This is a genomic window from Arthrobacter sp. ISL-48 (assembly GCF_018613805.1).
Taxonomy (GTDB): Bacteria; Actinomycetota; Actinomycetes; order Actinomycetales; family Micrococcaceae; genus Arthrobacter.
In genome coordinates this window covers 234,851-248,845 of the sequence record NZ_JAGGPL010000013.1, presented here as the reverse complement: position 1 = coordinate 248,845, position 13,995 = coordinate 234,851, and the positions used below count along the sequence as shown (strand labels likewise).

Sequence of the window (13,995 nt, the reverse complement as noted above, 5' to 3'; positions counted from 1 at the left end):
GTGGGCCCTTCCCCGAGCGTCCAGCTAGGCTGGGACTGTGGACCCTGATGCCCTGGAATTTGATGCAGTGATTCTCGCGGGAGGCCGTTCCTCACGGCTGGGCGGGACCCCCAAGCAGCGCTTGGTGTACGACGGCGCCAGCTTGCTTCAGCGTTCCGTTGACGCCGCCCGGGGTGCCGTGGCTGTCGTCGTAGTGGGTCCGGAATCCGAGATTCTGCCTACAGGTGTGCTCAACTGCCGGGAGGATCCGCCGTTCGCCGGGCCTGCGGCGGCCATCGGGGCCGGGTTGGAGTCGCTGGCCCGGGCAGGGGCCGACCGCCCCTTCACCTTGGTTCTTGCCTGTGACATGCCCAACGTTGCGGCTGCCGTGCGCACCTTGACCGAGGCGCTCAGGTTGCATGGATCACCGCAGGTAGGGGGCGCGAGGGAGCCCCGCGGCCTTGGCAGTTTCCGCCATCCGGGCCATGGTGCTGGTTCCGACGGCGTCATGGCCGTCTCCGCGGGCGGCCGCCGGCAGCCCCTGGTGGGACTTTATAGCACAGCTGCGCTACGACGCTCCGTGCAGGACATCGCGTCCCGCGGCGTCTTAACCAACGGTTCTGTGACCACACTCCTTGCTAGTCTGGACGTGCAGCTTGTCACCGTCCCTGCGGGCTCCACAGATGACGTGGACACCTGGGATGATGCCGCCGCACTTGGAGTGGCCAGCCAGGAACCATGACCCGGTTCCGGACCAGTGCGGCCACAATAGATTTGGGAGGCAGACCGTGAAAAGCCAGGATGAGACGCTGGAGGAATGGTGCAGGTCGCTGCTTCAGGCATATGAGCTCGAAGACGTCCAGATGGACGTCAACGCGATCCTCGCACTGGCCGGGGTGGCTGCCCACTCGGTGGTCCGGCCGGCGGCGCCGTTGACCACCTTCATTGCTGGTTTCGCAGCAGGCCTGGCCTCAGGATCAGGCCAGGCTACCGACGCCGCATCCATGGCCGCTGCGATGGACGTGGCGCGTGCCCTGGCCTCCGACTACGACGCTGAAGCCGCCGGGACTCCTGGCGAATGACCGCCGCCCCTGGCGACACACCGGATAATCCGGAAACGCAGCAAAGCCCGGCAAGGCACCTGGCCCACACCTGGGAGGAAGCGCGGACAGCCGCCTTTGACTCAGCCACGCCCATTCCGCCTGGGAGGGTTCCGCTGCAGCAGGCGCTGGGGAGGATCCTGGCGGAAGACATCACCGCATTGCAGGACATGCCTCATTATGCGTCGTCCGCCATGGACGGTTGGGCTGTCAACGGCAGCGGGCCCTGGATCCTGGCGGAGGCGGGCCAACGGCTCGCGCCGCACCAGGCAAGCCCCATAGTGACCGGCGGCCTGATTCCGGCCGGAGCCAAGGCAGTGCTGCGCAGCGAAAGTGCAGTGATGGGCACCGACGACGACGGACTGCCACTCCTCATGACAGGCGGCAGCGCCAGGCCGGGCGAGCCGCGGAACGGCCAGCACATCCGGAAGGCGGGTGAGGAATCCAGCACGGGGGAAGTGCTGGTGAAGACCGGGGTAACCCTCAATCCTGCACATTTGGCCCTTGCGGCGCTGGCTGGCCACGATTCCGTGCTGGTGCGGGGAAAGCCCGTGGTGAAACTCCTGCTCACCGGCTCTGAGGTGGTTTCCCAGGGGCTGCCCGAGCCAGGACAGGTGCGGGACACTTTTGGTCCCCAACTGCCGGCCGTCGTGGAGATGCTCGGCGGCATTGTTGGCGGACGGCAAAAGATCGGAGACTCATACGACGAATGGCTGACCGGCTTGGAAGACATCCCACTGCCTTCCACCACGCCGGAGCCGGAACCGGCCCCATTCCCGGCGCCAGCGGTCCTTCCAGCCGACGTCGTCATCACCACCGGCGGCACGGGACGCTCGGGAACAGACCACCTCCGCCGGGCAGTGGCCGATCTTGGCGGGCGGCTCATCATTGACGGGATAGCCATGCGTCCCGGCCACCCCGCCGTCCTGGCCGAACTCCCGGACGGACGATTCGTCCTGGGACTGCCCGGAAACCCCTTGGCAGCCATGATGGCCTTGTCCACGGTGGGCGAGCCCCTGCTGGCGGCCTTGGGGCACGGAACCATGCCTCCGGTGCGGGAGGTCCCCTGCGGAACGACCATCGAGCCCGATCCGGGCCGGACGCGGCTGATGCCCTTCCGCCTGCTCTACGGCATGGCATCACCAGCGCAGCACACCGGACCGGGCATGATGCGCGGGCTGGCATCCGCTGACGGCGTGATGGTGGTCCCCCCACACGGGGTGCAGCTGGGTGAGGCCGTGCGGGCGTTCGCGCTGCCCTGGGGGCCGCCCGTCCCCGTCCCGGAGCCAGCCGCCAAACCCAAGTCCAAGGCCGCATCCAGGACCCCCACGCACACGGATGCCAAGGCGGCAGGAAAGCCCGCGGCCCCGGCGGGACCGGTAGACTGGAGCGCCCTGCTGGGCTGAGCCGGGTGCCGCTGGCATCCCCGCCCGCGGCTTGCAATGATGGACTTATGAACAGGCATAGCAGCCAGGCCCGCACGTCCCGGATCCATCCGGCAGTCTTCTCACGCAGGGCGGGCACCGTATGGGCCGGGTGACCCAGCGCCGCAAGGTACACAAGTACGTGCTGGACGGCTCTCCGAATGCACTTGAGTTCCCGGTGCGGCATCGTGAGGACGTGTTGGCTGTCGAGGAACCGCTGGAGATCCGGCTCGGCACACTCTCCTTTTCCGTGACCATGCGTACTCCGGGTGACGACTTTGACCTGGTGGCGGGCTTCCTGGTGTCCGAGGGGATCATCGGGGCCCCTGAGCAGCTGGTGTCGCTGCGGTTCTGCGCCGGGGAGGACGAAAACGGCGTCCAGACGTTTAACGTGGTGGAAGCCCAGCTGCGTCCCGATGTCCAGCTCCCCGAAACCGGGCGGAACGTCTACACCTCCAGCTCGTGCGGCATCTGTGGCACGGATTCCATCGAGGCCGTCCGTAAGTCTTCCCACTACAGTCCGGCAGCGGACCCATTCACCGTTCGCGCCGACGTCCTTGCGTCCTTGCCGGAACGGCTCCGTGAGGCCCAGGCCGTGTTCGACGTTACCGGGGGAGTGCATGCAGCGGGGCTGTTCAGAATAACCAATGACGGGGACGTGCAGCTCCTGTGCCTCCGCGAGGACGTGGGACGCCACAACGCGGTGGACAAAGTGGTGGGCTGGGCACTGCGTGAACGGCTCCTTCCGCTCTCCGGACTGGTCCTGCAAGTATCGGGCCGAGCGTCATTTGAACTGGTGCAGAAGGCAGCCCTTGCCGGCATTCCGGTCCTGGCGGCGGTCAGCGCACCCTCCAGCCTGGCTGTGGAACTGGCGGAGGCCAGCGGCATGACGCTGGCCGGTTTCAGCCGGGGCACCAGCCTGAACATCTACGCCGGGCAGGGCAGGATCATTCTCCCCTCCGCCGCCCCGGCTCCCGCCGGGCTTCACGGATAGAGAACCATGCAAAGAAGGCCCCGCACATGGCCGGTGTTGCTTGGCTATTGGGCTACAGAACGGTAGATTTTATCCATCGAATGGAAACATTGATCCAGATTCAGACACTCCCGTTTCAAGCATTAAAGAGGCCCTACATTGCATGACGACCGCCGGATCACGGAAGTCCGCCTGGACCGCTTTGTGCGCGAGCGCATCACTCCCGCCGTCTACACACGCAGCGTTCCCCTCAGCCTGAGCAGCTGGGATGTGCCGGACGAACCCGTGACCGTCCTCGAGGCCCTGCGGCACGACTTCCTGACGCAGGAGCACGGGGCTGCCTGGGGGAAACCGTGGGGCACCAAATGGCTGAGGCTGCAGGGCGACGTTCCCGAAACCTGGGGCACTGAGCCGGACACCGCCATAGAAATTGTGGTTGACCTGGGATTCACCACGGAGATCCCCGGCTTCCAGTGCGAGGGCATCGCCTGGCGGCCGGACGGCACAATCATCAAGGCCATCTCGCCACGCAACCAGTACATCCCGCTCAAGCTGTTGGGCAGCGGCATGGCCGTGGACTTCTACGTCGAAGCGGCGGCCAACCCCGACGTCGCCCAGGGCTGGACCTTCGCGGCCATGCCCTACGGGGACAAGGCCACAGCCGGGACGGCACCGCAGTACAGGCTGGGCACGATTGCCATCGCGGAACTGAGCCAGACCGTGTGGGAACTCCAGCAGGACATCTGGACCCTCGCAGGACTGATGCACGAACTCCCCACGGAGCAGCCGCGGCGCCATGAAATCCTCCGCGCCCTCGAACGCATGATGGACATCATGGATCCGGACGACGTCGCCGCGACCGCGGCTGCGGGACGCGAAGCTCTCGCCGAAGTGCTGTCCCGGCCTTCCTATGCCTCGGCCCACCAGCTTGTAGCCACAGGCCATGCCCACATCGATTCTGCTTGGCTCTGGCCGGTGCGCGAAACCATCCGCAAATGTGCCAGGACGTTCTCCAACGTGGTGGCGCTCATGGACGAAAACCCCGCTTTTGTCTTTTCCTGCTCCTCCGCCCAGCAGCTTGCCTGGATGAAGGAGTACTACCCGGAGCTCTTTGCCCGGATCCGGGAAAAGGTCAAGGCCGGCCAGTTTGTCCCCGTCGGCGGCATGTGGGTTGAGTCGGACACCAACATGCCCGGCGGTGAAGCCATGGCCCGCCAGTTCGTGGAGGGCAAGAGCTTCTTCCTCGAGGAGTTCGGCGTGGAATGCCGGGAAGCCTGGCTTCCGGACTCGTTCGGCTACTCGGCAGCCCTGCCGCAGATCGTCAAGTCCGCGGGCAGCCGCTGGTTCCTCACGCAGAAGATCTCATGGAACCAGGTCAACCGGATGCCCCATCACACCTTCAATTGGGAAGGCATCGACGGCACCCGGCTGTTCACGCACTTCCCTCCCGTAGACAGCTACAATTCCGAGTTGAGCGCGCGCGACCTCGCGCACGCCGAACGCAATTACCGTGACCATGGCCGCGGTAATACGTCCCTCGTGCCCTTCGGCTATGGCGACGGGGGCGGAGGACCCACGCGTGAGATGCTGGCAGCCGCCGGCCGCACCGCTGACCTGGAAGGCTCACCCAAGGTTCGGATCGGCTCCGCAGAGAGCTTCTTCACCCAGGCCGAGGAAGAGTACAAGGCCCTGCCCGTCTGGGTAGGCGAGATGTACCTGGAACTTCACCGCGGCACCTACACCAGCCAGGCCCAGACGAAGCGCGGCAACCGACGCAGCGAACACCTCCTCCGGGAGGCAGAACTTTGGAGCGCGACGGCGGCTGTCCGCAGCGGCGGATCCTTTACCTACCCTGCGGTGGAGCTAAAGCGCCTCTGGCAGCTGGTCCTGATGCAGCAGTTCCACGACATCCTGCCGGGGAGTTCCATCGCCTGGGTGCACCAGGATGCCGAGCGGAACTACGCCGCCATCAGCGCCGGGCTCGAAAGCATCATTGCCCAGGCCGCTGCCTCGATCCTGGGCTCCGGCCAGCGCGAGTTCCTGCTCAACGCCGCCCCCCATGCACGCAATGGCGTTCCGGCCCTCGCGGCCGCCGAACCGTTCGCCGCAGAGCAACCCGCCGAGGCAACGGCTACGGCGGCGGACGGCGGATACGTGCTGGACAACGGCATCATCAGGGCTGTCCTGGATGCCCACGGACTCATCACATCCCTGACCGACTACGCCACCGGCCGGGAAGCGATTGCGCCGGGCCACAGCGGCAACCTGCTGGAGCTGCACCGGGATACCCCCAACGAATGGGACGCCTGGGACATCGACGAGTTCTACCGTCGCAACGTCACGCCTCTCACCGAAGCCCGCTCCATCCGGGTGGAACACGACGGCAGGACTGCCGTTGTGGTCGTGGACCGGCTGGCGGGATCCTCGGCCATCACCCAGCGGATCACGCTTGAGGCTGGTGGGAGCTCCCTGGCGATCACCACCGCCGTCGACTGGCAGGAGCGCGAGAAGCTGCTCAAACTGGGCTTCGCCCTGGATGTTCGTGCGGACCGCTCAGCCTCCGAGACGCAGTTCGGCCACGTTTTCCGTCCCACCCATATCAACACGTCATGGGAGGCTGCGAAGTTTGAGATTTGCGCCCACCGCTGGATCCATGTGGCCGAGCCAGGTTATGGCGTCGCGGTGTCGAATTCGTCCACGTACGGGCACGACGTCACCCGGAGCATCAGGGAGGACGACGGCGGGACCACCACTACCGTACGGCTCTCACTTTTGCGCGCGCCCAAGTTCCCCGACCCCGCCGCCGACCGCGGGCACCATGAACTGACCGTGACCATCCGGCCAGGTGCCGGTATTGCCGAGGCCGTGGAGGAGGGTTACCGCACCAACCTGGCCCCGCGCGTCATCCGCGGCGCAACGCCTGTGGAGCCGCTGTTCACCATGGACAATCCGGCGCTGGTCATTGAAGCAGTCAAGCTCGCGGAGGACGGTTCGGGCGATGTCATTGTGCGGCTCTACGAGTCCTTGGGCCAGCGCTCAGCCGGCGTGCTCACGGCCAACTTCCCCGTCCATGGCGCCCAGGCCACGGATCTGCTGGAACGTCCCGTCCAGGCTCCCGGCGTGGCGGCGTCAGGGGAGGGGACCGTGGGGCTCTCCCTGCGTCCTTTCCAGCTGGTGACCCTAAGGTTCGGCAGGTAGAAACACGCAGGACGGCCACCCCTTTAATGGGCTGAGTGGGGGCGGTCCCAACGGCCGCCACCACTCATCCCCCCAAAGTGTGCAAAGAACCCTGAAGCACAACGTCCAAGAATTTACCCCGTTCGTAAACGCCCAGCGCTTCGCCTTCACACATTCATGATTGTTTCACATTCTAATGATTTTGTGAACCCACATGGGGTTACTCGGCAGTAGAAGTCCTTTGCCGGGCAACATTACGGCCATACCGGATTTTGGCCACCCTGATCAATGCCAGTCCCAGCACAAAGCACAGCACTGCCGTGTAGTTGATAATGAACTCGGCGGTACCCCACTGCGGCGGCACCAGTGGGAACAGCAACGTCAGGGCAATGGCCACAGCACCCGCCGCGAGCAGGAAGGCGGCCACCCGCACCAGTGCCGGCAGTGCGCTCCGGACGGCCCGCACCATGGCAGGTAGCAGGACAAGGGATACGTAGCTGGGATAGGCACGCCCGGCGGCACCATACAACTCCACCAGCAGCCCATTCCGGGCATCCCTCAGCGCTACGCCTTTCAGTCCTGACGACGAACCGGCGGTGTCCATCATGAGGAACAGCAACACCACGGCCACGGAGACCAACGCAAGGACGGCCTTTCCCGTCCGGCCTGTGATCAGCCGATGGCCGTCCTCCGCGTCGAATCCCTTCGTAACGCGGATGCCTACAAAATAGATCGCCGCGAAAATCACAAAGCGGAGGATAAGGTTGGCCAGGTTGATTCCGCCCAGGAGGTGGTCGATGGCAACGTACGGCGCCTCGATGCTCAGCAGGATGGCCACTGTAAACAGCGCAAAAATGTAGAAGACCGTTCGGTTTTCTCCCCGCAGGGCGCTAGGAAGCCGGGCCCCGGCAACTGCGGCACACGTGGCCAGGGTGGACCACTGAAGAATTTCGATCATCCCAGGTTCTCCCAGATTTTGTCAGTCTTTTCTTGGTCCTGCTCCTGGCGCCGGAGTGCTTTGCCAAGCGCCAGGAGCCTCTCTCCGGCCAGCGTCGCCAACTCTCCATCGGACAGGCTGTCCACGGCAGCCTGCCGAGCGTCCGGCGGCCAGCCTGCCTCCTCTTCCGTGATCAGCCCGGTGGCCACCAGGCCGCCCACAGGCCCGACGCCGGCAGCCAGAGACGTTGCGACGGCCAATTCGGGCGCCAGCCGGTTTGCCGTAAGCTGCGCCGAATAGTTCTGCGGCGCAATTCCGGTGGCGGCGGATACCCTGTGCCGCAGCTCGCCGTCGTCGATTGCCTCCACCCAGTTCTTGACTGAGGTGGAATGCGGCGCCGGGCTCAGGGTGGGACGTTCGGCCGACGGCTGGCCGGCGGGGTCCACAGCGGGCCGCGACAGCACTGCGCGCAGGAGGTCGGGTGTGGAGACCTGGCTCACGAGTTCGGATCTGGTGGGTGGACGTGGCGGGCCGGCCAGGTCGCGGAACGTGTCGAACACCCCCAGCGCATCGACGGGGTTGATGTTGAAGGCCCTGCTTATGCTCACCACGGTGGTCCCCGAGACCTTGCCGCGGACCAACTGCTGGGCGAGGGTGGTCCGCTTGATACCGGAGATCCGGCAGACGTCAGCAGTGCTGGTGTCAGCGGCGATGCCTTGCAGCCAGCGCTGGAACGCCTTGGCGGGGATGGGCATGGAGGGCTCTCTGCAGGACGGATGTCTGCCTTGATTTTAGCCTGCCGGCGGGCCGTTGATTTTGCGCGCAAGCCAGGCTCGACTATGCTTGATGGTCGAGCCCGTTGGTCCGCACACCCCCCAAGTCCGGACCAGCGGGTTCTTTTATGCCCTCCCGAGCGGGGGCGGGAGAATGGACCAATGACTGCAACCCTTGTTGCCAAAGACCTTTCCGGTGGCCATGACCACCGCACACTCTTCTCGAACCTTTCGTTGACGGTGGCGCCCGGCGATGTAGTGGGCGTGGTGGGTGCCAATGGTGCCGGCAAATCCACGCTGCTGCGGCTGCTGGCCGGCGTGGACCAGCCCCAGGACGGTACCGTCAGCCTTGCCCCGGCAGACGCGTTCGTGGGTTGGCTTCCCCAGGAACATGAACGGGTGGCCGGCGAAACGGTCGCCGGATATATTGCCCGCCGGACCGGGTGTACCCAGGCCACCGCGGAGATGGAATCTACAGCCGAGGCGTTGGGCTCCGGCGCTCCCGGCGCCGATGACGCCTACTCGCTGGCCTTTGACCGGTGGATGGCCTCCGGAGCGGCGGACCTTGACGAGCGCATTCCGGCCGTGCTCGCCGACCTTGGCCTGAAGACCGGTGCAGCCGCTCCCATGACAGGGTTATCCGGGGGCCAGGCCGCCCGTGTGGCTTTGGCCGCCCTGCTGTTGAGCCGCTTCGACGTCGTCCTGCTGGACGAACCCACCAACGACCTGGACCTGGCCGGGCTGGCCAAACTGGAAGCGTTTGTCCAGGGCCTTCGCGGCGGCGTCGTGCTGGTGTCCCATGACCGGGAGTTCCTTGCCCGCTGCGTCACCAGCATTGTGGAACTGGACCTGGCCCAGAATTCAGTAGCAGTGTACGACGGCGGCTATGAGGCGTTCCTGGAGGAACGGGCCGTGGCCCGGCGGCAAGCGCGTGATCGCTTCGAGGAGTTCGCGTCCACCAAGGCGGACCTGGTTTCCCGTGCACGCACGCAGCGCGAGTGGAGTTCCCAGGGCGTGCGGAACGCCATGAAGAAAAGCCCGGACAATGACAAGATCCGGCGTGCGGCCAGCACCGAGTCCTCGGAGAAGCAGGCCCAGAAGGTCCGGCAGATGGAGTCCCGCATTGCCCGGCTGGACGTGGTGGAAGAGCCGCGCAAGGAATGGCAGCTGCAGTTCACCATTGGCCAGGCAGCCCGGTCCAGCGCCGTGGTGGCAACACTGAGGGATGCCGTGGTGCACCAGGGAAGCTTCACCCTGGGCCCGGTCAACCTCCAACTCAACGCAGGGGAGCGGATCGGCATCACGGGGCCCAATGGTGCCGGAAAATCCACGCTGTTGCGGCTGCTGCTGGGCGTACAGGATCCAGACTCCGGCAATGCCGCCATGGGCGCCTCGGTGGCCATCGGCGAAATCGACCAGGCACGCGGGCTGCTGGCCGGGCACCTGAGCCTGGCAGACGCCGTCGAGGCCGTGCTCACAGACTTGGCCCCGGCCGAGGTCCGGACGCTGCTGGCCAAATTCGGGCTGAAGGCGGACCACACCGCACGCCAGGTTGAATCCCTCTCGCCCGGCGAACGAACCCGCGCGGCGCTGGCCCTGCTACAGGCACGCGGTGTGAACCTATTGGTCCTGGACGAGCCCACCAACCACCTTGACCTGCCCGCCATAGAGCAGCTGGAAGAGGCGCTGGGAAGTTATGAGGGCGCTTTGCTGTTGGTAACCCATGACCGGAGGCTGCTCGAAAACGTTCAGCTGGATGCACGGTGGAATGTGGAAAACGGGATGGTAACTGAACTGATGACCGGCGCAACGGAGCACCAACGATGAGCATGGAACGCGTGGCCTGGGGCTCGCTGTACAACATCACCCGCGCCAAGAGCGGCTCCAAGCCGTTCTCCAAAGCCACGCTGAAGCGGGTCATGGGCTTCGCCCGCCCGCACCGCGGAAAGCTGATTGCCTTTGTGGCGCTGTCCATTGCGCTGGCCTTCCTCGCGGTGGCCACGCCTGTCCTGGCGGGTCAGGTGGTCAACACAATTGTGAACAAGGACGGCGCGGACGAAGTAATCAGGCTGGCCACGCTGATCGCCGTCGTGGCTGTTGCCGAGGCCGGACTGGGGCTGGTGAGCAGGTGGCTCTCCTCCACAATTGGCGAAGGCGTGATCGTTGACCTCCGCACCAGGGTCTTTGACCACGTGCAGAAGATGCCCATCGCCTTCTTCACCCGGACCCGTACCGGCGCCCTGGTGAGCCGGCTGAACAACGACGTCATCGGAGCCCAGTCCGCTTTCGCCGGGACTCTGTCCGCTGTGGTCAGCAATGTGGTTGCCCTGATCCTGACGCTGATCGTCATGCTGGGCACATCCTGGCAGGTGACCGTGCTGGCGATGATCCTGCTGCCGATCTTCCTGATCCCTGCCCGGCGGATGGGTTCCAAACTTGCCGACCTGCGGCGCGAGGCCGCGGAGCACAATGCCGCCATGGGAACCCAGATGACCGAGCGGTTCTCCGCCCCCGGAGCCACCCTGGTCAAGCTCTTCGGCCGGCCGGACGAGGAATCCCGGGAATTCGCCCTCCGGGCCGGCCGGGTCCGGGACATCGGCATCCGCACTGCCATGCTGCAGTTCACCTTCGTGACCGCCCTGACCCTGGTGTCCGCGCTCGCCCTGGCGCTCGTTTACGGGCTGGGCGGCTGGCTTGCCATCGCCGGCCAGCTCGCTCCGGGGGATGTGGTGGTGTTGGCCCTGCTGCTGACCCGCCTCTATGCGCCGCTCACCGCGTTGTCCAACGCCCGGGTGGAGATCATGAGCGCCCTGGTCAGCTTCGAGCGGGTCTTTGAAATTTTGGACCTTGAGCCGCTGATCAAGCAGAAGCCCGACGCCGTGGACGTAGCTCCGGGGCCGGTGTCCGTCGAGTTCGACGACGTCCGCTTCGCCTACCCGTCAGCAGATAAGGTGTCGCTTGCCTCGCTGGAGGAAGTGTCCACCCTGGATACCCGCGGCGGCGAAGAAGTGCTGCACGGCATCAGCTTCAGGGTGGAACCAGGGCAGACCGTGGCGCTGGTTGGTTCCTCGGGAGCGGGCAAATCCACCATTGCCCAGCTGCTGTCCCGGCTCTACGACGTCGATTCCGGCGCCGTGCGGCTCGGTGGAACAGTGCCGGGCACCGGCCTGGACGTCCGTGACGTCACCTTTGATTCCCTGCGCGACACCCTCGGCATGGTCACCCAGGACGGCCACCTCTTCCACGAAACCATCGCCTCCAACCTCCGCCTGGCCCGGCCCGACGCCACCGATGATGACATGTGGGACGTCATCCGGCAGGCCAGGCTGGAAACCATGATCCGTTCCCTGCCCGACGGCTTGGAGACGGTGGTGGGGGAGCGCGGCTACCGGCTCTCGGGTGGGGAACGCCAGCGCCTCACCATCGCCCGGCTGCTGATCTCGCAGCCGCGCGTGGTCATCCTGGACGAGGCAACAGCCGCCCTGGACTCCACGAACGAAGCCGCCGTACAGGCTGCGCTGGGCGCCGCGCTTGAGGGGCGCACCGCCGTCGTGATTGCCCACCGGCTCTCCACCATCCGAGCGGCAGACGTCATCCTGGTGGTGGAGGACGGCCGGATCGTGGAGCGCGGAACGCACACCGAACTGCTGGCGGCCGAGGGCCGCTATGCGGAGCTCTACCGGACGCAGTTCGCTGAGGCCACCGCGGTGGTCGAGGAAGCCGTACCGGAGTTCTAGCCGCGCGTCCCGGCAAGCTCCGGCAGGATGTGGTCCGTGAGCAGCGGGGCGAGGTCCGCGGGCAGCGGCACTCCCCGATCCAGCGCGGCCAGGTCCAGCCAGCGGATCTCGGCGATCTCGGCCGATGGATGGGCCGTCCAGGTTCCCGGCGCCCTGAACACCGTGGCCTCGATGTCCGTGGCGGCCTCGTTGGCGGCGTCGGCAATCCAGACGCCCATCAGCTCCAGCTCGCCCGGATCGACAACAATGCCAACTTCCTCGGCGAGTTCCCGGGCGGCGGCCAGCGCGGCGGTTTCCCCGGGCTCGGGCTTTCCGCCGGGGTGCATGAACATGGCGGTGCCGCTCTTGCGGACGGTCAGGAGCCGGCCGGCGTCGTCGAAAACGCAGACGGCGGAGACCACGATTCGGGCTTTCATGCTTCCGAGCCTAACCGTTCAGGATAGCCGGGTCAGGCGGGACGTCAGCAGCAGGTCTTTGTGCGGCCCCCGCACGTCCCAGGCATAGCTGAACCGGTCAGCGTTATCCAGGGTGTACGTCACGCGATAGGTGTCAGGATCGCACCAGTGCCGGTCCAGGTTGGCTTCCCGGGTAAAGCTCATTCGGTGGAAGGGCCGTCCGTCCGCGAAAAACACGTCCAGGGCATCTGCCCGACCGGCGGGCTTCAAGAGATAGCCGCGCGAGGCAGGACCTGTAAAGGAGGGCCAGCGGAGGATGCCTTCCTCGTGGAAGGCCAGGCCGCCGTCGTCGTCCGTGGCGGAAAAACGCACGACGCCGGAAAAGGTTCCGCGGGTGCCAGCCGACCGGTCCAGGAGTTGGCGTTCCACGTTCCAGCGTCCTGTGCCCGCTTTACTTTCGGTGACATTACCGGTGCGGGAACCGAACAGGTACGCGCGGAGGTCAAACTCCGGTTCGGGATGGTTCAAGTGCCCTCGATTGGAATCGAACCAACGACACCGGCTTTAGGAGAGCCGTGCTCTATCCACTGAGCTACGAGGGCGCGCATCCGTTGTTCCGGCAGGGCCGGTCCGTCCGGACACGGATACAAGCATACAAGGTGGGAGCCCGTACTACGCTCTTGGCATGAGCTCAGCCCCGATGTCCGCGCCCGCGGTGGCCTTCATCCCGGACACAACGTCAGCCCGCCAGTACTTCGGAGCATGGTCCGTCCTGAGTGTCCTGCAGTATTTTGCCGCTGAAACGGCGGTGATCGGTGCCTGGGCGGGGCCGCGGCCGTACGACCGCCGGACCGGCTATATCAGCGATCTTGGCGCTGTGCAGTGCGGGATCTATGACGGCCGGGATGTCTGTTCTCCGCTGCACCTGCTCATGAATGCCTCTTTTGTGGTGCAGGGGCTCGGGATGCTCCTCGGCGCGATGCTCCTGGGCTCTGGACTGCTGTGTGTCGCTGCCAGGCCCGGTGCCCGCGTTCATCCCGGCCGCTACAGGAAACCCTGGCTTGCGGCCTTGTGGTTTCGGGTGCTCACCGGGACCGCGGGTGCGGGCACCATGATGGTGGGCCTGTTTCCCGAGGATGCAGGCTCTCAATGGCACTTTGCCGGCGCGCTCATGTACTTCATTGCAGGCTCAGCGGCGCTGCTGTTGCTGGGAGTTTTGTGGTTGAACCAGACCCCGCTGGGGTGGTTCATCCTGGTGTGCGGGCTGGCATCGCTCGCCGCGCTGGTGACGGGCGGCCTGACGCACATGGACGTCCCGGAGCCCGGAACGCTGGAACGGTTGATGGGCTATCCGGTCACGGTAGGGGTGGCGGCGGCTGGGTTGGTCATTGCGCAGCGGGTCCACCGGCACCGGAAGCAGAGGCGCGCCCAGGCAGCCGCAGATGTCAGGACCCAATACTAGGCAGTGCCCGGCCTTGACGAAAACTTGAGGCCTTCTTT

Annotated in this window: 12 protein-coding genes and 1 tRNA gene; 8 read left to right on the top strand and 5 right to left on the bottom strand. The window is 65.8% G+C overall.

The genetic code is table 11. From position 1 onward, the window contains the following. Nucleotides 1-37: 37 nt before the first annotated feature. From J7E83_RS13545 to J7E83_RS13525, 5 genes are all read left to right on the top strand, one after another. Nucleotides 38-721, top strand: a complete 684-nt coding sequence (locus J7E83_RS13545) for an NTP transferase domain-containing protein (protein WP_311379672.1) — start codon at nt 38-40, stop codon at nt 719-721. A gap of 46 nt (nt 722-767) precedes the next feature. Next, nucleotides 768-1,061, top strand: a complete 294-nt coding sequence (locus tag J7E83_RS13540) for a DUF6457 domain-containing protein (protein ID WP_214962889.1) — start codon at nt 768-770, stop codon at nt 1,059-1,061. Beyond that, entirely contained in the window at nt 1,058-2,485 is a 1,428-nt protein-coding gene (locus tag J7E83_RS13535) for a molybdopterin molybdotransferase MoeA (protein ID WP_214962887.1), read from the top strand. Before J7E83_RS13540 ends, J7E83_RS13535 begins: the two co-directional genes overlap by 4 nt. 121 nt (nt 2,486-2,606) lie before the next feature. Then, on the top strand, nt 2,607-3,497 hold the full coding sequence (gene fdhD, locus J7E83_RS13530; protein WP_214962885.1) for a formate dehydrogenase accessory sulfurtransferase FdhD: 891 nt from the start codon (nt 2,607-2,609) through the stop codon (nt 3,495-3,497). A 138-nt stretch (nt 3,498-3,635) separates the two neighbouring features. Beyond that, nucleotides 3,636-6,674: a glycoside hydrolase family 38 C-terminal domain-containing protein gene (locus J7E83_RS13525; RefSeq protein WP_214962883.1), complete on the top strand. Its 3,039-nt coding sequence runs from the start codon at nt 3,636-3,638 to the stop codon at nt 6,672-6,674. A gap of 199 nt (nt 6,675-6,873) precedes the next feature. On the opposite strand, the gene J7E83_RS13520 is transcribed toward J7E83_RS13525, so the two are convergent. Both J7E83_RS13520 and J7E83_RS13515 read right to left on the bottom strand, forming a co-directional pair. Then, nucleotides 6,874-7,611, bottom strand: coding sequence for a hypothetical protein (locus J7E83_RS13520; RefSeq protein WP_214962881.1), 738 nt, complete (start codon nt 7,609-7,611; stop codon nt 6,874-6,876). Then, nucleotides 7,608-8,345, bottom strand: coding sequence for a hypothetical protein (locus tag J7E83_RS13515; protein WP_214962879.1), 738 nt, complete (start codon nt 8,343-8,345; stop codon nt 7,608-7,610). Before J7E83_RS13515 ends, J7E83_RS13520 begins: the two co-directional genes overlap by 4 nt. Nucleotides 8,346-8,525: 180 nt before the next feature. Here J7E83_RS13515 and J7E83_RS13510 point away from each other — a divergent pair, with 180 nt between their 5' ends. Then, nucleotides 8,526-10,190: an ABC-F family ATP-binding cassette domain-containing protein gene (locus tag J7E83_RS13510; protein WP_214962877.1), complete on the top strand. Its 1,665-nt coding sequence runs from the start codon at nt 8,526-8,528 to the stop codon at nt 10,188-10,190. After that, entirely contained in the window at nt 10,187-12,100 is a 1,914-nt protein-coding gene (locus J7E83_RS13505; protein ID WP_214962875.1) for an ABC transporter ATP-binding protein, read from the top strand. Before J7E83_RS13510 ends, J7E83_RS13505 begins: the two co-directional genes overlap by 4 nt. On the opposite strand, the gene J7E83_RS13500 is transcribed toward J7E83_RS13505, so the two are convergent. The 3 genes from J7E83_RS13500 to J7E83_RS13490 all read right to left on the bottom strand — a co-directional run bounded on the left by J7E83_RS13500 (nt 12,097) and on the right by J7E83_RS13490 (nt 13,097). Further along, the gene (locus J7E83_RS13500; protein WP_214962873.1) at nt 12,097-12,516 is read right to left on the bottom strand and encodes an NUDIX domain-containing protein; all 420 of its coding nucleotides are present in this window, start codon (nt 12,514-12,516) and stop codon (nt 12,097-12,099) included. The genes J7E83_RS13505 and J7E83_RS13500 overlap by 4 nt on opposite strands. A gap of 18 nt (nt 12,517-12,534) precedes the next feature. Beyond that, the gene (locus J7E83_RS13495; RefSeq protein WP_214962871.1) at nt 12,535-13,023 is read right to left on the bottom strand and encodes a DUF6314 family protein; all 489 of its coding nucleotides are present in this window, start codon (nt 13,021-13,023) and stop codon (nt 12,535-12,537) included. Between the two features lies 1 nt (nt 13,024). Continuing rightward, nucleotides 13,025-13,097: transfer RNA gene (locus tag J7E83_RS13490), tRNA-Arg, on the bottom strand. Between the two features lie 83 nt (nt 13,098-13,180). On the opposite strand from J7E83_RS13490, the gene J7E83_RS13485 reads away from it, so the two are divergent. After that, complete coding sequence (locus J7E83_RS13485; RefSeq protein ID WP_214962869.1) at nt 13,181-13,957, top strand: DUF998 domain-containing protein; 777 nt, start codon at nt 13,181-13,183, stop codon at nt 13,955-13,957. The last annotated feature ends 38 nt before the right edge of the window (nt 13,958-13,995 follow it).

Bases quoted from the DNA above. Each gene is read 5' to 3' on its own strand.
- J7E83_RS13535 (WP_214962887.1), top strand. From the start codon at position 1,058: ATGACCGCCGCCCCTGGCGACACACCGGATAATCCGGAAACGCAGCAA.
- fdhD (WP_214962885.1), top strand. From the start codon at position 2,607: ATGGGCCGGGTGACCCAGCGCCGCAAGGTACACAAGTACGTGCTGGAC.
- J7E83_RS13520 (WP_214962881.1), bottom strand. From the start codon at position 7,611: ATGATCGAAATTCTTCAGTGGTCCACCCTGGCCACGTGTGCCGCAGTT.
- J7E83_RS13515 (WP_214962879.1), bottom strand. From the start codon at position 8,345: ATGCCCATCCCCGCCAAGGCGTTCCAGCGCTGGCTGCAAGGCATCGCC.
- J7E83_RS13510 (WP_214962877.1), top strand. From the start codon at position 8,526: ATGACTGCAACCCTTGTTGCCAAAGACCTTTCCGGTGGCCATGACCAC.
- J7E83_RS13505 (WP_214962875.1), top strand. From the start codon at position 10,187: ATGAGCATGGAACGCGTGGCCTGGGGCTCGCTGTACAACATCACCCGC.
- J7E83_RS13500 (WP_214962873.1), bottom strand. From the start codon at position 12,516: ATGAAAGCCCGAATCGTGGTCTCCGCCGTCTGCGTTTTCGACGACGCC.
- J7E83_RS13485 (WP_214962869.1), top strand. From the start codon at position 13,181: ATGAGCTCAGCCCCGATGTCCGCGCCCGCGGTGGCCTTCATCCCGGAC.